At 71.7% G+C, this 18,264-nt stretch carries 18 protein-coding genes and 1 tRNA gene; 5 read left to right on the top strand and 14 right to left on the bottom strand.

Annotated features, from left to right (window positions below; all coding sequences use genetic code 11):
• Window positions 1-130: 130 nt before the first annotated feature.
• Entirely contained in the window at window positions 131-2,236 is a 2,106-nt protein-coding gene (locus HNR14_RS15500; RefSeq protein ID WP_179701750.1) for a hypothetical protein, read from the top strand.
• A 9-nt stretch (window positions 2,237-2,245) separates the two neighbouring features.
• Here the strand turns inward: HNR14_RS15500 and HNR14_RS15495 are convergent, their stop codons facing one another.
• The 3 genes from HNR14_RS15495 to HNR14_RS15485 all read right to left on the bottom strand — a co-directional run bounded on the left by HNR14_RS15495 (window position 2,246) and on the right by HNR14_RS15485 (window position 3,713).
• Complete coding sequence (locus HNR14_RS15495) at window positions 2,246-2,734, bottom strand: hemerythrin domain-containing protein (protein WP_179701749.1); 489 nt, start codon at window positions 2,732-2,734, stop codon at window positions 2,246-2,248.
• 1 nt (window position 2,735) lies between these two features.
• Window positions 2,736-3,107: a YchJ family metal-binding protein gene (locus HNR14_RS15490; RefSeq protein ID WP_179701748.1), complete on the bottom strand. Its 372-nt coding sequence runs from the start codon at window positions 3,105-3,107 to the stop codon at window positions 2,736-2,738.
• A gap of 234 nt (window positions 3,108-3,341) precedes the next feature.
• Entirely contained in the window at window positions 3,342-3,713 is a 372-nt protein-coding gene (locus tag HNR14_RS15485; protein WP_179701747.1) for a VOC family protein, read from the bottom strand.
• A gap of 228 nt (window positions 3,714-3,941) precedes the next feature.
• Between HNR14_RS15485 and HNR14_RS15480 the strand changes: the two genes are divergently transcribed.
• Both HNR14_RS15480 and HNR14_RS21215 read left to right on the top strand, forming a co-directional pair.
• Window positions 3,942-4,015 (top strand) — tRNA-Leu (locus HNR14_RS15480).
• Window positions 4,016-4,126: 111 nt separating this feature from the next.
• The gene (locus HNR14_RS21215) at window positions 4,127-4,801 is read left to right on the top strand and encodes a PIN domain-containing protein (protein WP_281371296.1); all 675 of its coding nucleotides are present in this window, start codon (window positions 4,127-4,129) and stop codon (window positions 4,799-4,801) included.
• A 168-nt stretch (window positions 4,802-4,969) separates the two neighbouring features.
• Here the strand turns inward: HNR14_RS21215 and HNR14_RS15470 are convergent, their stop codons facing one another.
• Window positions 4,970-6,382, bottom strand: a complete 1,413-nt coding sequence (locus tag HNR14_RS15470; RefSeq protein WP_179702695.1) for an MFS transporter — start codon at window positions 6,380-6,382, stop codon at window positions 4,970-4,972.
• 43 nt (window positions 6,383-6,425) lie between these two features.
• Here HNR14_RS15470 and HNR14_RS15465 point away from each other — a divergent pair, with 43 nt between their 5' ends.
• Complete coding sequence (locus tag HNR14_RS15465; RefSeq protein WP_179701746.1) at window positions 6,426-6,869, top strand: MarR family winged helix-turn-helix transcriptional regulator; 444 nt, start codon at window positions 6,426-6,428, stop codon at window positions 6,867-6,869.
• Between the two features lie 29 nt (window positions 6,870-6,898).
• On the top strand, window positions 6,899-7,483 hold the full coding sequence (locus HNR14_RS15460; protein WP_179701745.1) for an IMPACT family protein: 585 nt from the start codon (window positions 6,899-6,901) through the stop codon (window positions 7,481-7,483).
• Between the two features lie 69 nt (window positions 7,484-7,552).
• On the opposite strand, the gene HNR14_RS15455 is transcribed toward HNR14_RS15460, so the two are convergent.
• The 10 genes from HNR14_RS15455 to HNR14_RS15410 form a co-directional block, all read right to left on the bottom strand.
• Window positions 7,553-8,956: an FAD-dependent oxidoreductase gene (locus HNR14_RS15455; RefSeq protein WP_179701744.1), complete on the bottom strand. Its 1,404-nt coding sequence runs from the start codon at window positions 8,954-8,956 to the stop codon at window positions 7,553-7,555.
• Window positions 8,957-8,995: 39 nt separating this feature from the next.
• A complete protein-coding gene (locus tag HNR14_RS15450; protein WP_425485033.1) occupies window positions 8,996-10,324 on the bottom strand; it encodes a S8 family serine peptidase in 1,329 nt (442 codons plus the stop codon).
• Window positions 10,321-10,836, bottom strand: a complete 516-nt coding sequence (locus tag HNR14_RS15445; RefSeq protein ID WP_179701743.1) for a DUF501 domain-containing protein — start codon at window positions 10,834-10,836, stop codon at window positions 10,321-10,323. The genes HNR14_RS15450 and HNR14_RS15445 overlap by 4 nt, the downstream gene beginning before the upstream one ends.
• Before the next feature lie 10 nt (window positions 10,837-10,846).
• On the bottom strand, window positions 10,847-11,494 hold the full coding sequence (locus HNR14_RS15440) for an FtsB family cell division protein (RefSeq protein ID WP_246311582.1): 648 nt from the start codon (window positions 11,492-11,494) through the stop codon (window positions 10,847-10,849).
• Window positions 11,495-11,746: 252 nt separating this feature from the next.
• Window positions 11,747-13,027 carry a phosphopyruvate hydratase gene (eno, locus tag HNR14_RS15435; RefSeq protein WP_179701742.1) on the bottom strand — a complete coding sequence of 427 codons (1,281 nt, stop codon included), beginning with the start codon at window positions 13,025-13,027 and terminating at the stop codon, window positions 11,747-11,749.
• A 127-nt stretch (window positions 13,028-13,154) separates the two neighbouring features.
• Entirely contained in the window at window positions 13,155-13,745 is a 591-nt protein-coding gene (locus HNR14_RS15430; protein ID WP_179701741.1) for a DUF1349 domain-containing protein, read from the bottom strand.
• A complete protein-coding gene (gene hisS, locus HNR14_RS15425) occupies window positions 13,742-15,034 on the bottom strand; it encodes a histidine--tRNA ligase (RefSeq protein WP_179701740.1) in 1,293 nt (430 codons plus the stop codon). The genes HNR14_RS15430 and hisS overlap by 4 nt, the downstream gene beginning before the upstream one ends.
• A 343-nt stretch (window positions 15,035-15,377) precedes the next feature.
• Window positions 15,378-16,178: an ATP-binding cassette domain-containing protein gene (locus HNR14_RS15420; protein WP_218875057.1), complete on the bottom strand. Its 801-nt coding sequence runs from the start codon at window positions 16,176-16,178 to the stop codon at window positions 15,378-15,380.
• Between the two features lies 1 nt (window position 16,179).
• On the bottom strand, window positions 16,180-17,202 hold the full coding sequence (locus HNR14_RS15415) for an iron chelate uptake ABC transporter family permease subunit (RefSeq protein WP_179701739.1): 1,023 nt from the start codon (window positions 17,200-17,202) through the stop codon (window positions 16,180-16,182).
• Window positions 17,199-18,260 (bottom strand): FecCD family ABC transporter permease, encoded by a 1,062-nt coding sequence (locus tag HNR14_RS15410; RefSeq protein WP_179701738.1) that lies wholly within the window; start codon window positions 18,258-18,260, stop codon window positions 17,199-17,201. The genes HNR14_RS15415 and HNR14_RS15410 overlap by 4 nt, the downstream gene beginning before the upstream one ends.
• Window positions 18,261-18,264 lie beyond the last annotated feature (4 nt).

Genomic DNA, 18,264 nt, shown 5'->3' with positions numbered 1-18,264 from the left:
CCGGTGGTTTGACACACCAGGGCGCGGCCCCCTGGAATGGGGTGGAATGCGGGTGTACTTCTCTGATACTTCTCCTCCAGTCCGGTCGCGGGGGGCGACTGGACAGCGCCGTCGTGCGCTCGCCTCCGGCGTGATCGCCGCACTCCTCCTCGTCGCGACGGGAGTGCTGGGCACGGCCCTCCCCGCGACCGCCGCTCCGGACGGCGCGCCGACCCCCGATCGGCCCTCCGCGACGGTGCCCTCCTCGGGCACCCCCACCCCGCCTCCGTCGCCCGTCGCCCTCGACGACCCGGGCGACAGCCTCGTCACCCGCTTCCCGCTGACCGTCCGCGGAAGCGGGGAACCCGGGGACACCATCGCCGTCTCCGCCGGCGGTGCCGGGTCCGCCGCGAACCGCTGCGACGCGACCGTCGATGGCTCCGGCCGCTTCTCCTGCGACCTCCGCGCCCTCCCGGACGGCCCGAACGTCACCATCCGCGCCGAGTCCGCCGCGACCGGGCAGGCGGACACCACGCGCGTCGACGTCCTCTCCCCGCCGGTCCTCGCCTCGGACGGCACCCCGTCCGGCGGTGGAGTGCGTGGAACCGCGTATCCCGGCGCCCGCGTCACGGTCACCGCCGACACCGGTGCGACCTGCCAGTTCCCCGCCGACTCCAGCGGAGCCTGGGGATGCGTGCTGACCGGTTCGCTGCCCGACGGCCGCCACACCGTGACCGCGACTCAGGTCGCGCCGTTCTCGGGCTCGCGCAGCGCCGCCAGTGCACCGGTGACCATCGTGGTCGACACTTCTGCGCCGCCCGCTCCGACAATCACGTCGCCCTCCCCCGGCGCCACGGTGAACCCCGGCGAGGCGATGACGTTCGGCGGCGCCGGTGAAGACGGCGGGACGGTCACGGTCTACGCCAACACCTCGGCGGGAACCAGTGTCGCCTGCACCTCCCCCGTGTCGGGCAGCACGTGGTCGTGCACCGGGACGCTGCCGGAGGGCGGCTTCCTGATCACCGCGCTCCAGCGCGACGCGGCGGGCAACATCAGCGCGGGCAGCAACTCCGTCGCGGTGAGCGTCGCACGGGCCGGCGCTCCCGCAGCGCCTCCCGCGACGCGCAAGCCGAAGCCGACACCCACGCCGACGCCGACGCCGACCCCGTCCGCGCCTCCCGGAACGACGGCCCCCGTTCCGCCTGCCGCGGGCGGGCAGCCTCCCGGTGCGGAGAGCTGGATCGGGACTCCCTTCAGCACGGCCTCCGCGCCGGTCGTCTCGGCCGCGGCCTTCCCCGGCTGGCTGCGCTCCGTGCTGCTGGCGCTGGCGGCCCTGGTGCTGCTGGTACTGCCCGCCCGCCTGCTCGCCGCGACGATCGCCCGCAGCCGGGCCGCACGTGCGGTCGTCGACGACGTACCGCGCGAACGCTCCTCGATCTTCGGCCGCAATCGGGCGCGCGGCGAGCTGGGCGAGGCCGACGCGTTGCTCGGGCGCAGCTCCGGCGACGGGGCCGGCGACGCAGGATCCGCGCGTCAGCCCGTCTGGCTGGCTCCGCTCACCGGCGTGCTGGCCGCTGCTCTCGTCACCCTGTCGACATCGGTCAAGGATCCGGCCGCATACATCCGGCTGCTGATCGCCGTCGTGATCGCGATCGTGGTGGTGAACGCCGTGTGGGTGATCTCGGCGCGCGGCCTCGCCCGACAGCTCCGTCTCGCCGTTCCACCGGTGGCGGTGCGGCCCGGGATGCTGGTGATCGTGGCCGTCGCCGCGATCGGTTCGCGCCTGTTCGGCCTCGAGCCGGCCCTGCTGTTCGGCCTGGTCCTGGGCGTGACGATCGCGCCAGAGCTCGGACGGGTCTCCCGCGGGCGCATCGCCGCGGTGCAGATCTCCGCCACCGCTGCCCTCGGTGTGCTCGCCTGGCTGCTGACGGGTGTGCTGCCGCCGCCGTCGGGCGCGGTGTCCGCGTTCGTCGTGGAGTGCGCCAACGCGCTCGCCATGGTCGGGCTCGGGTCCAGCGCCATCGCTCTCCTGCCGCTGGGCGGCCTGGCCGGCCGCGCGGTCTTCCAGTGGAGCCGTCTGATGTGGACGGGGCTGAGCCTCGTCGTCTACACCCTGCTCTTCGCGCTGCTCCTGCCCGTCGCCTCGCTCGTGCAGACCGGGAGCGGGCTGGTCGCCGCGACGGTCGTCGCCCTGGCGTTCGCCGTGCTCAGCGTGTCGGCGTGGCTCTGGGAGCGGTACGTGGAGCCCGCGCGATAGGAGCCGGAATCACAGCGGCCCGAGCACACTCGCCGGGTCGGCGTCGAGCGCCAGCGTCTCCAGCACGGTGAGCAGCTGACGCTCCTCGTAGCGGAAGTGGTTCTCCATGATCGCCGCGATGCCCGTGACGTGCCGCTCCAGCTCCTCCGGTGCGGCTGCCGACGCCACAGCGGACTCCAGGTCGCCGATGAGCTGGGCGATCATCGTGTGGTCGCGGGTCAGCTGCGCGAGAGTGTCGCGGAGCTCCGGACGGGCGGCGGCGATCGCCGGGAACAGGTCGCGGTCCTCGCCTTCGTGATGCCCGGTGAGCGCCGTGCAGAAGCCGTGGCAGAACAGGAGGAGGTCCCGGCTCGCGGCCTGCGCGGGCTCGCCCGCCGCGAGGGCGTCCTGCACGACGCGCAACGCGTTGCGGAGCCGGGTGTGCACGCTCCGCAGCTCGTCGCTCCAGGCGACCAGCCGGGCCGTCTCGCCGCCGGTCTCGGCACCCGTCGCGGCCACGCTAGAGCGCCTCCACGTAGAACCAGTCGCGGCCGTCCTTCACGAAGCGGGAGGTCTCGTGCAGTTCGCCGCGCTCGGCGCCGCGGTAGTAGGCGCGGAACTCGACGACGCCCTCCCGGTCGAACGGCCCCCCGCGTTCCGTCCGCTCGATGTCGAGCCGGTACCAGCGGAGGCCGTCGTCGAGGTCGAGCTCGTCCGGCCGGGTGGAGGGGTGCCAGCTGCGCAGCAGGTACGGTGCGTCTCCGAGCGCGAACGCGCTGAACCGGGAACGCATCAGTCGCTCCGCCGTCGGCGCGGGCTCCCCACGGTGGAGGGGCCCGCAGCACTCGTCGTACGTCTGGCCGCTCAGGCACGGGCACCGCTCGGAAGTCACCCGACGAGCCTATCCGGATCGCGCCCGCCGGCGCCGGAGACAGAGAACCCGGCCGAGGCGGGAAATCGGGGGATCGCAAGCCTCGGCCGGGGGAGGACACCTCACCAGAAAGGGTGCCTGCAGACAGTGTGCGATGCCCACGTGAGTGTGAGCTATGGACGGCCTGAAGGACCTCTCACAACGCCCGGCGCATGCCCGGGAGTGTCGCCCCGGGCGGGCGGTCAAGGCGGTCGGTCAGGCCGGTTCGCGGGCGGCGGGACCGGCGGCGACCACGCAGAACCGGTTGCCGTCCGGGTCTGCGAGCACGACGTAGTCGGCGCCGTCTTCGTAGTCCCACTCGACCTCGGAGGCGCCCAGGCCGATCAGCCGCGCGACCTCCGCCTGCTGATCGTCCGCGTACAGGTCCAGGTGGTGGTGCGGCGACCGGTTCGTCTCGGTCCCGACCTCCTTCAACGCCAGCCGGGGACCGTGCCCCGCGACCGGCGCGAGCAGCGCCCAATCCGTGTCCGGTTCGTACACCGGTTCGTAGCCGAGCACCGCCGTCCAGAAGGCGATCCCGCGCTGCACATCCCGCACACCCCACACCACCGAGCCGATCCGGATCATGGGCCCACCCTCCCCCGTCGGCGTGCGACTGGCAAGGCCCGCGCGGGTGTACCGTTGACGTCATGGCAGGCGTTCTCATCGGAATCATCTCACTCGTCGTCCTCGTCGGCGGCGTGACCGCACTCGCGGCGATCGTGCAGATGGTCAAGTCGCCCTACCGCGGCAAGTAACCCGCACCTTCTCCCGTCGCTCCGCCGCGTCCGCGGCGCTCGCTACGATGGTCGCCGGGCCCCCATAGCCCAATTGGCAGAGGCAGGCGACTTAAAATCGCCTCAGTGTGGGTTCGAGTCCCACTGGGGGTACTTGTGCGGTGGATGAGGTTGAGATCCAGCGCCGGGGTGGGGAAAACCCGCGCGATCAACAACCCTTCGTACCGGACGCCGAGGAGACGAGGCGACTCCTACGCTCTACGCATGCGGATCGGCGTCTACATCGATGGGTACAACCTGTACTACGGCGCGCGAGGTATCTGCGGGCGTTCCACCCCCGGCTGGCGATGGCTGGACCTGCGAGCGATGGTGGCCGACGTCATCGCGGAGCGCTCGACGTGGGGTGACGTCGAGATCGAGAACGTGACGTACTGTACGGCGCGCATCAGCGGTACCGGCAATCCGGAAGGTCAACGAGAGCAGGATGTCTACCTGCGTGCCCTGACCCGCTCGAACTCGGCGACACGAATCAGCTATGGCACCTACGTCGCACGGGTGGCAACGGCACCCTTGGCGCGCAAGGGCTCGAACGGCAGACCTGCCCTGGTCGAGCCCGACTGGCCGATCATGATCCGGGACGACTCCGGCCGCGATGTTCCCGGCGCGACGTTCATGGCATCGATCGCTCGACGGGAGGAGAAGGGGAGCGATGTCAACGTTGCCTCGCACCTCCTGATCGACGTGCTCACGACGCCATCGACGCTGCGGTGGTTATCAGTAATGACAGTGACCTGGCGTACCCCGTCCAGGTCGCGCGGCAGCACGTCGCGGTCGGGCTGGTCAATCCGACCAAAGGTGTCCGCGCAGGCAGGCTGGCGGGCGATCCGGCCGAGGGGGCCGGGAACCACTGGTGGTATCGGCTCGACGCGTCCGATCTGACGGAGCATCAGCTCCCGGCAGTCGTGTCACCTCGCATCCGCAAGCCTGCGCCATGGTGAGCACCGTTGCGTCGTGATAGTGTATGACACATACCACCCGGCGCCTCTGGCGCCGGGTCTTTTTCGTCGTCCTGCGTGCGCCCGGGATTGGGTCGCAAGGCGCCCCCGGCTACACCCGCTCCCCCGCCGTCCCCCGCGGGATCCTCCGGTCCACGGCCGTGATGACCAGCAGGGCGATGCCGATGCCCGCCATGACCCAGGCGAGGGTGTGGAGGCCGGCGTCGGTGGCGGCCTCGCCGAAGGTGATGCCGATGAGGCTGGAGGAGAAGATCGCGCCGATGTAGGCGAAGGTGCGGTAGAGGCCGGACGCGACGGCGATCTCGCCGGCGGGGGCCTGCACGTACAGGCTGGCCTGGTTGGCGAAGCCGGTGAGGCCGTTGGCGATGCCGAGCAGGGCGGCCATGAGCAGGAGCAACCAGACGCTCGTGTGCGCGTCCATGAGCAGCAGGAGGGTGGCGGCCGCGGCGACGGCGAGGGCGCCGAGCAGGAGCGGGCTGCGCACCCAGCCCCGGTTCGACACGATGCGGGCGAGCACGATGCTGATGCCCGAGAGCGGCAGCAGGATGAGACCGACCTGCGTCGGCGTGTACCCGGCCGACTGCTCCATCCACTGGCTCACGCCGTACAGGGTCGAGTAGCTGACGAGGGCCGACAGGGTCTGCCGCAGGTAGGTGCGCTGGAGTGGTCCGTTGCTGCCGAGCATGCGCACATCGATGAGCGGCCGGGTCGCCCGGCGCTCCCAGAGGATCAGGGCGGCGGCGCACACGACGACGATCGGGAGCAGCCACCAGATCGGCGCGGAGAGGTTGGAGAGGAAGAGCAGGAGGCTGACGATCGTCGCGGCGAAGAGGCCGATGCCGGGCAGGTCGACCGACACGAGCAACGACTGCACTCCCCCTCGCTCGCGCGGCGCATCCTTCTCGACGCCGAGCAGGGTGAAGGTGAGCACGATGAGCGCGAGCGGGACGTTCACGAGGAAGAGGGCACGCCAGCCGAACGCGCCCGCGAGGATGCCGCCGAGGGGCAGTCCGACGACCGCCGTGATCTGCGCGGCGATGGAGAAGTTGCCGAGCACACGGGACGGCACGCCCACCTTGTGCTCGTCCGCCCGCCTCCGGACCATGGCCATCGCCGTCGGGTAGGCGGCCGAACTGCCGATCCCGATCAGCGCGCGCGAGACGAGAAGGAAGCCGAAATTGGGAGCCGCCGCACCGACAACGCCCGCGATCAGCAGGATCACGATCCCCGACACGAACACCCGCCGCGGCCCGAACACGGTCGACAGCTTGCCCATCGTGGGCTGCATGATCGCGCTGCACAGGTACAGCACCGAGATCAGGCTCGCGGTCTTGCCCGGCCCGAGGTGGAAGTCGAGGCCGATGGCGAGCAGACCGGTGGCGAGCATCGAACTGTTGATCGGGTTGAGGGTGGCCCCGAGGAGGAGCGGCGCGGTGAAGCGCCACCCGAAAGGCTGGGTGGTGGCGGCGGTGCGGTCGGTTGTGGCCGTGAGGACTCCCGAAATCGTTCAGACGTGTTAACTACTTCTTTAGGTATACTAAAGACTTATGCAGGCAGACGCAACCGGCACCGACGCTCTCCGGGATCTCGATGAGAAGCTCACCCGGGCGGTCGCCCGGATCTACCGGCGATTCCGCACCGAACGTGCGAACGGCGAACTCGGCGACGCGGCGATGTCCGCCCTCAGCCACCTCCATCGCTCGGGCCCGACCTCCCTCGGCGGTCTGAGCGAGAACGATCGCGTCACACCGGCCTCCATGAGCCAGACGGTGAATCGTCTCGTCTCGCTCGGCCTCGCGGTGCGCATGCCCGACCCGGAGGACGGCCGCCGCGTGCTGTTCGCGCTGACCGAGCAGGGACACGCGCTGGCCGCGGTCGCGCGCGAGGAGCGGCACCGATGGTTCCGCGAGCGCCTGGCCGCCCTCACGGACGAGGAGCGGGACGTGCTGCGCCGCGCAGCCGACCTCCTCGGCGGCATCGCCGAGGACTGACGCCCGGCCCCATCCCGTACCGTGGAGGGATGCCGCACACGCTCGCCGCTCGCGCCCACGCGGAGCTGGAGGTGCGCCGCAGCCGGTTCCTCGCCGTCGCCCTGCCGGTGTCGGGCCGGGAGGAGGCGACCGAGCAGATCGCGCGCCTGCGGGCGGAGCACCCCGGCGCCAACCACGTCTGCTGGGCGCTGCTGGCGGGAGGTCACTCCGGGATGTCGGACGACGGTGAGCCGAGCGGCACGGCGGGCCGCCCCATCCTCGAAGTGCTGCGGCATCACGACCTCGAGGGCGTGCTCGGCGCGGTCGTCCGGTACTTCGGCGGCGTCAAGCTCGGGGCGGGTGGACTCGTCCGCGCCTACACCGACGCGATCGCCACCGCGCTCCTCGACGCCGAGGTGATCGAACGCATCCCGGAGACCACGCTCGTCGTGACGGCCGACTACGCGGACGCGGAACGCATCCGGCGCTGGGCGGACGGTGAAGGTTTCACCGTGCCCGACGTGGCGTACGGCGAATCGGTGCGCCTCACCCTCCTGCTGCCGGAGGCGCGGAGCGCCGAGGCCGTCGACGCGATCCGCGACCTCACCGGCGGACGCGCGCAACCCGAAGATTGACGGAACCAACGCCGAAGGCCCGGTTCCCGCAGCTGCGGGAACCGGGCCTTCGAGACGAGACGGGTCGCGTTACTTCGCGGCGACCTCGGCCGGCTCCTTGGCAGACGACTTCTTCTCCGGAGCCTTCGCGGGCTCGGCAGGAGCCTCGACGGCCGGCTTCGGGCGGGAGGCGAACTCCTCGAAGACCGCACGCGGGGTCTGCACGGCCTCGAGCGACACGATGTCGCGGCCGAGCCAGAAGTTGTTCCACCAGCCCCAGATGACGCGCCACTTGCGCTCCCAGCTCGGCATGGCGAGACCGTGGTAGCCACGGTGCGCGAGCCAGCCCAGGACGCCCTTGAACGCGAGCTTGCCGGACTGGAGCACGCCGATGCCGAGACCGAGGCCGGCGACGGCGCCCAGGCTCTTGTGGACGTACTGGCGCGGGAGCTCGCCGCGGAGGTCCGCGACGATGTTCTTCGCGAGCAGCTTGCCCTGGCGGACGGCGTGCTGCGCGTTCGGCACGCAGTAGCCGCCGACGCCCGCACCGGTCAGGTCGGGGACGGCCGAGACGTCACCGGCGCCCCAGGCGTCCTTGATGATCTCCTCGTCGGTGCCGACGCGCAGGTCCGCACGGACGCGCAGACGGCCGCGCTCCTCGATCGGGAGGTCGGTGTGACGCACCACGGTCGGGTTCGCCATGACGCCGGCGGTCCAGACGATGAGGTCGGTCTCGAACGACTCGCCGGTCGAGAGCTGGATGACGCCGTCGACCGCGCTGGTGAGCTGCGTGTCGAGGTGGATCTCCGCGCCGCGCTCGGCGAGGTTCTTGATGACCCAGTGGCTGGTGGGGAGGCTGACCTCCGGCATGATCCGGCCCATGGCCTCGATCAGGTGGAAGTGCGTGTCCTCGAAGGACAGCTCCGGGTACTTCTTCAGCAGTGCGCTGGCGAACGAGCGCAGCTCGGCGAAGATCTCGATGCCGGCGAAGCCGCCGCCGACCACCACGGTGGTGAGCAGGCGGTCGCGCTCGGGGCCGGCCGGGAGGCTCGCGGCCTTGTCGAAGTTCGTGAGCATCGTGTCGCGGATGTACACGGCCTCTTCGATGGTCTTGAGACCGACGGCCTGGTCGGCGACACCCGGGATCGGGAACGTGCGCGACACGGCACCGGCCGTGACCACGACGACGTCGTACGCGAACTCGTACGCCTCGCCGACGGGCGGCTGGATGGTGGCGGTCTTCTTCGCGTGGTCGATGTACGTGACCTTCGCGGTGATGACGTTCGTGCTCTTCAGGTGACGGCGGTGCGCGACCACGGCGTGACGCGGCTCGATGGAGCCTGCCGCGACCTCGGGGAGGAAGGGCTGGTACGTCATGTAGGGCAGCGGGTCGACCATGGTGACCTCGGCTTCACCCTTGCGCAGCTGCTTCTCGAGCTTCCACGCCGTGTAGAAACCGGCGTAGCCTCCGCCGACGATCAGGATTTTGGGCACAGTGATGCGTCTCCTCAACACGAAACAATGGGTGTTAATCTACCCCCTGCGCACCCTTCGCCTGAAATGCAGCCACGCGCCCACGCCGCCGAGGGCGGCAAGGGCCACGAAACCCGTGATCAATGCGAACGGAATCCAGAAGGTGGTGAGGACGCTCCATTGCGGCCAAAAGAACCGCGTCCATTCTACCGCGCGTTCGGGAGTCAGCTTCGCCGGGGCCGGAATCGCCTGCGGATCACTGGTCGGAGCGGGGGTCGCCGTCGTCTCGGCGCGACGGTGCACGCGGATCCACTCGCTCAGATCGCCCATCGGATTCGCGGTCACGTGCGGGACGGACGCGGTCACCGCGGCCGCGGCATCCAGCAGCCCGAACCCGTAGATCGGGCTCGGGACGCTTCCGCCGGCCGGGCGCGCCGTCTTGATGATCCGCTCGATGACGTCGGCGGCCTTCAGCTCGGGATGCGCGGCCCGCACGAGCGCGACGGCACCGGAGACCAGGGGCGCCGCGCCGCTCGTGCCCTCCCACTGCACGTACCCGCCGCCCGGATTCGCACCGACCAGCTGCTCGCTCGGGGCGGAGACGCCGATCGTGATCCCCTGCGACGACGCGTCGAAGCTCGCCTGCCCCTGCCGATCCACGCCCGCCACCGTGAGGACGCCCGGGATGGTCGCGGGCGCTCCGACCTCGGTCGTCCCGCTGCCCCGGTTGCCGGCCGCCGCAACGATCACGACGTCGTGCTGGAACGCGTACTGGAACGCGTCGTCCCAGCTGGTGGGCCAGTCGAGGGTGTTGCGGGTGAGGGACATGTTGATCACGGTGGCGCCGTTGTCCACGGCCCAGTGGATGGCCTGGGCGATCTGCTCGTCGCTGCCGATCGGTCCCATCGCCTTGCCGAGCGCCACCGACGCCGGCAGGATCGTCGCCTCGGGCGCCGCCCCGAGGACGCCGTTGCCGTCTCCCGTGCCGCGGCCCGCGAGCAGCGAGGCCACCCAGGTGCCGTGGTTGGCGGCGTCGCCGTCGCCGAGCGGCTTCTGGCCGTTCGCGGCGCCGACGCCGGAGACGTCCGTCCCGGCTCCGAGCGCACCGGCCAGGTCGGGGACGCTGCCATCGACGCCCGTGTCGATCACGGCGACCTTCACCCCGGCGCCGCGCGTGGTCTGCCAGGCGGTGGTGAAGCCGTAGTCGGTGAGCCAGTACTCGAGGTCGCGCACCTGGTCGGCCTGCGCGGGTGCGGGGGCGACCAGGGTGAGCGCCAGTGCGGCGGCGATCACCGCGGCAGAGCGGCGCATGCGGACGGCCAGGCCCGTCCCTGTGCCGCGTCGCGCCCCTCCCCGGTGCGCGCGGCCTCCCCCCTGGCCTGCGCTCATTCCGTCACGTCGACCTGGCACTCGCAGACCTCGGGCGACCAGTCGCCACGCGCGAGCGCGAGGTCGCCGATCGGGTTCACGCCGGGGCCGGCCGCGAGCGCGTGCGCGGCGAGCGCGTGGAGGCACTTCACGCGGGTCGGCATACCGCCCGACGAGATGCCCGCGATCTCCTCGACGACGCCGATCGACTCCCGGTCGGCGAGGAACTGCTCGTGCGCCGCAGAGTACCGGGCGCGCAGCTCCTCGTCCTCGGCCAGGAGGTCGTTGTACTCGTTCATCACCTGCGTCGCCTCGAGCGTCGACATCGCCGCCGTCGCCGCCGGGTGGGTGAGGTAGTAGAAGGTCGGGAACGGGGTGCCGTCGGCGAGGCGCGGTGCGGTCGACACGACGGTGGGGCGTCCGCAGACGCAACGCGCGGCGATGCCGACGACATCGCGGGCCGGCCGGCCGAGCTGGCGGCTGACGGTGGCGATGTCCTCGTCGGTCACGGGGTCGAACGGCGGTCTGGTCATGGTGCGGTGCTCACTTGGTCGGGGTGGGTGTGGGGGCCGGGGTGCCGGTCTGGCCGCTCAGCTGCGCAGGGGTCGCCTCGGTGAGGCCCGCCCCCATGAACGAGCCGAACAGCGAGCCGGCCCAGTCGGTGTGCGTCTGCTGGATCTTGGAGCTCACCGGGGCATCGGTCGACGCGGCGGCCGGCGGGCGGTCGTCGATGACCAAGTAGCTGGTCTCGCCGGGCATCACGTAGTAGAGCCGGTCGCGGGCCTGTGCCCGGATGTAGCTCGGGTCGTTCCAGCGGGCGCGCTGCGCCTTCGCGGCGTCGACTTGGCTGTTCAGCGTGTCGACCACCGCCTGCTGGTCGGCGATCTGCGAACGCTGCTGCGCGAACGCCTGCAGCGTCGGCGCCAGGATCACGACGGCCAGCACCAGGATGCCCATCATGACGAGCGAGAACGCGGAGAAGTGGATGCCGCGCAGCCACCGCCCGGTGCCGCTGGGCGTCGACATCACCGGAGCGACCGTGTGCGTCGTGGGCTTCGGCGTGGCGGTGCGGGGCTGCTTCGCACCGGACGGCTTCGCGTTCCGCGGCGCCTTCGAGGTCGGAGCCGTCGTCGGCGTCGAGCGCTTCTCGGGCGCCGGGGCCGTGTTCGGGAGCGTGGGCCGCTTCGGCATGGCACCTCCCGGATGGACGGACGACACGGACGCGGGGCCTGCCGGCCCCTCATTCATCGTAGGCGATCACGCTCCCGCCACCTGTGAGCAACTCCCCAGTGAACAGTCCCGAGACGTGAGTCGTTGCGGGTATCAGCGCTCTGCTACCCGCAACGACTCACGTCTCGCGCGCGGCACGTGGGCGACGCGTGGCGAAGCCGGACGCACGGAGGCCCCGTCTCGCGACGGGGGCCTCCTGGTGCTGCGGGTGGGTTACGCGGTGAAGCGCGGGAATGCGCTGCGGCCGGCGTAGACGGCGGCGTCGCCCAGCTCCTCCTCGATGCGGAGCAGCTGGTTGTACTTCGCGACGCGCTCGGAGCGGGCCGGGGCGCCGGTCTTGATCTGGCCGGCGTCGGTGGCGACGGCGAGGTCGGCGATGGTGGTGTCCTCGGTCTCGCCGGAGCGGTGCGAGAGCACGGCGGTCATGCCGGAGCGCTGCGCGAGGGAGACGGCGTCGAGCGTCTCGGTCAGGGTGCCGATCTGGTTGACCTTGACGAGGATGCTGTTCGCGGCCTTCGCGGCGATGCCCTGGGCGAGGCGCTTCGGGTTGGTGACGAACAGGTCGTCGCCGACGAGCTGCAGCTTGGCGCCGATCTCGGCGTTCAGGTGGGCCCAGCCCTCCCAGTCGTCCTCGGCCAGCGGGTCCTCGATGGAGACCAGCGGGTAGGCGGCGGCGAGCTCGGCGTAGTAGGCCGACATCTGAGCCGCGGTGCGGTCCTGGCCCTCGAAGCGGTACACGCCGTTCTCGAAGAACTCGGTGGAGGCGACGTCGAGGCCGAGCGCGATGTCTGTGCCGACCGCGAAGCCGGCCTTCTCGATTGCCTCGGAGATCAGGTCGAGCGCGGCACGGTTGTGCTCGAGTTCGGGGGCGAAGCCGCCCTCGTCGCCGAGGCCGGTGTTGAGGCCCTTCGACTTCAGCAGCGACTTGAGCGAGTGGTAGGTCTCGACGCCCCAGCGGAGGGCTTCGGAGAACGTCTCCGCGCCGATCGGCAGGACCATGAACTCCTGGATGTCGACGCCGGTGTCGGCGTGCGCGCCACCGTTGATGATGTTCATCATCGGCACCGGGAGGACGTGCGCGTTCGGGCCGCCGACGTAGCGGAAGAGCGGCAGGTCGGCGGAGTCCGCGGCGGCCTTGGCGACCGCGAGGCTGACGCCGAGGATGGCGTTCGCGCCGAGGCGCTTCTTGTTGTCGGTGCCGTCGAGGTCGATCATGGCCTCGTCGACGAGACGCTGGTCGCTGGCCTCGAAGCCCTCGATGGCCGGGCCGATCTCGTCGAGGACCGCGTCGACGGCCTTCTCGACGCCCTTGCCCAGGTAGCGGTCCTTGTCGCCGTCGCGAAGCTCGTAGGCCTCGAAGGCGCCGGTGGAGGCTCCGGACGGGACGGCGGCACGGCTGACGGTGCCGTCCTCCAGGAGCACCTCGACCTCGACGGTCGGGTTGCCGCGCGAATCCAGGATCTCGCGAGCGCCTACAGCTTCGATCTGAGCCACAACAGTCTCCTCAGTGGTAGTTCGTGGGTTTCACCGCAAGTCTAGTGAAGCCGGGTGAACAGCCCGTGCCCGGGGCTGGATGCTTGCGATGAATGGCGGGACCGCCGGAGGGCCGGCGACAGACCGTCTAGTGGAGGGACGGGTCGGCCGGGCCGATCGTCCACGACGTGAAGCGCACGACGAGACCGGAGCGGGTGGGGGCGCAGACCATCGGGCCGGCCGTGGCCGTGGCGTCGGGGTCGAGGTAGGCGACCCGGACGAGGCGGAACGGCTCCTCCCCCGACCGCGCCCGGATGGTGAGCGCGTCGCCGGACCGACTGACCCGCACGGTGATGGTCTCCCCGGACCATGCCGCGACCGGGGCGACCGACCAGTCCGAGAACCGATGCGTCACGACCGCGCCGAGCTGGAGGGCGCCGTCGGCGAACTCCACGCCCGCCTTGGTCCACTCCTCGCCGGAGACGCGCACGAAGAGCCCGGCCTGGTCGAACTGCTGGGAGAAGTCGCCGGTGAACGACACCTCCATCGCCTTTCCGGATGGGAAGGGCGCGAGGAGGGCGTGCTCGGTGTCGTGGACGAAGCCGTACGAGGTGGTGCGCCACGCGTCGCTCGACTCGACAGCGGTGACGACCAGGGCGTCACCGTCGTGGTCAACGGCGACAGGCGGCGTCGTCCAGTCCCCCTCGTTCCAGGCGACGGGACAGGCGTCGTCGCTCATCCCAGCGGCTTGATCTCGAGCGCCGACGTGTCGGCCGTGTCGGCGTTCACGAACGCGAAGGAGCGGTATCCCGAGGCCGCGGCCCGGTCGAGCACGCCCTTGAGGTTCTTCGCCCGCCGGTCGAGCCGCACCCGGCGCCCCTCGGCGACCAGTGCCGACTTGACCGCCATCAGCCGGTCGAGCGGCACGGTGGCGTCGTAGACGAGCACGACCGAGTCGGCGCCCTCGTCGTCGGGCAGCTCGATCAGGTCGACGACGCGCTCGAACCCGATCGAGAACCCGCACGCGGGCACGTCCGTGCCGAGGAAACGGCCGATCATGCCGTCGTAGCGTCCGCCGCCGCCGACGGAGCTGCCGGAGCCGGGGTGCGCGATCTCGAAGATCGTGCCGGTGTAGTAGCCCATCCCCCGCACCAGCGTGGGGTCGAAGCGCAGACGCACGCCGTCCGGGAGGGTGTCGAGCGCGTGGGCCAGCGCCTCCAGGGCCGCGACGGCATCCGCGTCGACCCCCTTCGGCAGGATCTGCGAGATGGCCTCCACCGTGAGCTCGACGCCGCCGTCGGCCAGGTGCGGTTCGAGGCCCGCGAGGATGCCGCCGAGCACGGCCGCCGCATCGGCACCGCCCTCGCTCAGCTCGGCGACGACGCCCTCTGCACCGATCTTGTCGAGCTTGTCGACCGAGATCAGCACCTGCGGCCAGCGCGACTCCTCGAAGCCGCAGTACTCGAGCAGGCCGTTCAGGATGCGGCGGTCGTTGATGCGGATCGTGCAGTTCTGCAGGCCCAGGGCGTCCAGCGTCGCGGCGGTCGCCGTGATCAGCTCCACCTCGGCCAGCTGGGAGCCCTCGCCGATGATGTCGATGTCGCACTGCACGAACTGGCGGTACCTGCCCTTCTGCGGCCGCTCGGCGCGCCACACGGGGGCGATCTGGATCGAGCGGAACACCGGGGGGAGCTCGCCGCGGTGGGTCGCGTAGAAGCGGGCGAGCGGCACCGTGAGGTCGAAGCGCAGGCCGAGGTCGCAGAGCGCGAGGGTGTCGCCGGACTCGAGCGCCGCGCGCAGGTCGTCGGCACCGAGGCCGCGCTTGAGCACGCTGAAGGCGAGCTTCTCGTTGTCGCCCCCGAGGCCGGAGTGGAGGCGGGACGCGTCCTCGACGACGGGCGTCTCGATCTCGTCGAATCCGTGGGAGGCGAAACTGCGGCGGATCACGCCCAGCGCATGCTCGCGGCGGGCCTTCTCGGCGGGGAGGAAGTCGCGCATGCCGCGGGGCGGGGTGATCGGTGAGGCCATGCCTCGATTCTTCCACGAGCGGCGGCGGGACACCTCCCGGGGGGATGGCCGCCCGAAGGGGCCCGGCCGTAGACTCCAGGCGTTGCCACCCTGATGCCGCGCCTCCGGTGCGGCTCGGTGGTGTCCCGCTGGACCTGGCATGAGCCGCATCCGTCCGACCACGGTCGCGATGTTCGCTGCCAGACACGACGAGGCTGGCAACGCGTCCCCGCTCGCCGGTCGAGACCCAGGCCAGGAGTGGAGCCGATAGGCGCCCTCACCCGAGTGGCAGCCGGCGCAGGGCGGGACGCGCTGCCGGCTACGCCGACCCGTCGGGCCCGAACGGCCTCCCACTCCCCCGGCGCTACGCGCGGTGGTGCCGCCCGAGCGGGACGACGAGCGGCGTCGCCGTCACGGGGTCGCTGGCGATGACCGACTCCACCCCGAACACGTCGCGCACGAGCTCCGCCGTCACGACCTCGGACGGGTCCCCCGCGGCGACGATGGAGCCGTCGCGCATCGCGACCAGGTGGTCGGCGTAGCGGGCGGCGAGATTGAGGTCGTGCAGCACCATGACGACCGTGGCACCGCGCGCCGCGTTCAGATCGAGCAGCAGGTCGAGCACGTCGATCTGGTGGCTGATGTCGAGGAAGGTCGTCGGCTCGTCGAGCAGCAGGATGTCGGTCTGCTGTGCGAGCGCCATCGCGATCCACACGCGCTGGCGCTGGCCGCCCGAGAGCTCGTCGACGCTGCGGTCCGCCAGCTCGGTGATGCCCGTCGCGGCCATCGCCTCGCTCACCGCCGTGTCGTCGTCCGCCGTCCAGCGGCGGAACCAGCCCTGGTGCGGGTAGCGCCCGCGGGACACCAGGTCGGCCACGGTGATCCCGTCCGGCGCAACCGGGGTCTGCGGCAGCAGCCCGAGTCGGGTGGCGACCTGCTTCGTCGGCAGCGAGTGGATGTCGGCGCCGTCGAGCAGCACGGATCCGCCCGCCGGTGCGAGCAGGCGCGAGAGGCCGCGCAGCAGGGTGGACTTGCCGCAGGCGTTGGGCCCGACGATGGCCGTCACCTTGCCGGGCGGGATGGTCAGGTCGAGGCCCTCCACGACGACGCGGCCCTCGTACGAGAGGGTCAGGTCGCGGGCGACGAGCTCGTGTGCAGCGGTCATCTCAGCCTCCTCGGCCGATTCGGTTGGTCCTGGTGAGGAGCCACAGCAGATACGGGGCGCCGACGATCCCGGTCACGACGCCGACGGGGAACACGACGCCGGGCACGGCGAACTGGGCGACGATGTCCGAGAGCAGGAGCACGAGGGCGCCGACCAGGGCCGACGAGACGAGCGCCAGGGACCCGCGGCCGACCAGGCGGCGGGCGATCGGCGCGGCGAGGAACGCCACGAAGCTGATCGGGCCGGCGACGGAGACGGCGACCGCGGCGAGCGCGACCGCCACCGCGACGACGAGCAGGCGGGTGCGTTCGGCCCGCACGCCGATGCCGGCCGCAGTGTCGTCGCCCAGGCCGAGGGCGGCCAGCGGCCTCCCGAGCAGCAGGGCGCATGGGAGGAGCACGACGGCTCCGACGGCGAGAACCACGAGAGAGACACCGCCGACGGTGTTGAGGCTTCCCGTGATCCAGACCAGCGCGCTCTGGACGTCGCTGAGGTCGGCCTTGGTGAGGACGTAGGAGACGACGCCGGAGGCGATCGCGGCGACGCCGATGCCGACCAGCACGAACCGGTACCCGCTCACGCCGCGGCGCCAGGCGAGCGCGTAGATCAGCCCGGCGGCCAGGAGGGTGCCGACGAGGACCACGCCGGAGAGGGCGAGGCCGGTGAGGCCGAACCAGACGAGCGCGACGGACCCGACGGCGCTCGCGCTGGCGGTGATGCCGATGATGTCGGGGCTCGCGAGCGGGTTGCGCGCCACGGACTGGATCAGCGCGCCCGACACGCCCAGGCAGGCCCCGACCAGCGCGGCGGCGAGGAGTCGCGGGAGGCGCAGGTCCAGGATGACGAACGAGGTGAGCCGGTCCGCTCGGCCGACGAGCGCGGCGAGCACATCCTCCGGCGCGACGCCCGCCTCCCCGAGCGTCAGGGAGACGGCGCCGACGACGAGCAGCAGCGCGCCCAGGGTCACGGCGACGCGGGTGGCGCGACCGGTGCGGCGGCGCCGGTCGACGGTGACCGCGCTCACAGGCTGACCAGCTTGCGCCGGCGCACGAGGGCGATGAAGAGCGGGGCACCGACGAAGGCCATCACGACGCCGACCTGCAGCTCGCCCGGCATCGCGACGACGCGGCCGATGATGTCGCACGCCAGCAGCAGGGTCGGCGCGACGACGGCGGAGAAGGCGAGGATCCAGCGGTAGTCGCCGCCCACCGCCCAGCGGGCGATGTGCGGCACGACGAGGCCGACGAAGGCGATCGGACCGACCGCCGCGGTGGCCGAGCCGCACAGGAGCACGATGGCGACGGCACTGACGCCGCGCGCCACCCCGACGCGCTGGCCGAGACCGCGGGCGACGTCGTCGCCGAGCGCGAGCCCGTTGAGCACGCGGCCGAGTCCCAGCGCGAGGACGGCGCCGACCACGAGCGTGGGCAGCACCTGCCAGAAGACGTCGAAGCCGCGACCGGCGAGGGCGCCGACCTGCCAGAAGCGCATGGCGTCGAGCGAGACGCGGCTCGTGAGCAGCACCGCGGTGATCAGCGAGCCGAGCGCCGCCGACACCGCGGCTCCGGCGATCGCGAGCTTGATCGGAGTCGCGCCTTCGCGTCCCGCCGAGGACACCGCGTAGACGAGCGCGGACGCCAGCGCCGCGCCCGCGAAGGCGAACCAGACGTAGCCGGAGGCACTGGTCACGCCAAGGTATGCGATCGCCACCACGACGGCGAGGGAGGCGCCGAAGTTGACGCCCAGGATGCCGGGGTCCGCGAGCGGGTTGCGCGAGAGCCCCTGCATCACGGTGCCGGAGAGGCCGAGGGCGAGACCGGCGGCCAGGCCGAGCAGGGTGCGCGGCAGGCGGCTCCCGATGACGACGAGGTGCTCCGGGTCCCCCGGCCGGTAGTGGAACAGCGCGTCGAGCACATCCGCCGGCGCGATCGTGCGCGCACCGACCATGAGGCTCAGCACGCTCACCGCGACCAGGGCGACCGCGGCGACGGCGAAGCCCACGAGCAGACGCCGACGGCGCCGGCCGTGCGAGGAGATCCCCTCGGCACGACCGGCGCTGGGAGCGATGACGCTCGTGGGCATCCGC

The sequence above is a fragment of the Leifsonia naganoensis genome (genome assembly GCF_013410615.1).
GTDB classification, from domain to species: Bacteria; Actinomycetota; Actinomycetes; order Actinomycetales; family Microbacteriaceae; genus Leifsonia; species Leifsonia aquatica.
This window is presented reverse-complemented; position numbering and strand designations above follow the sequence as displayed.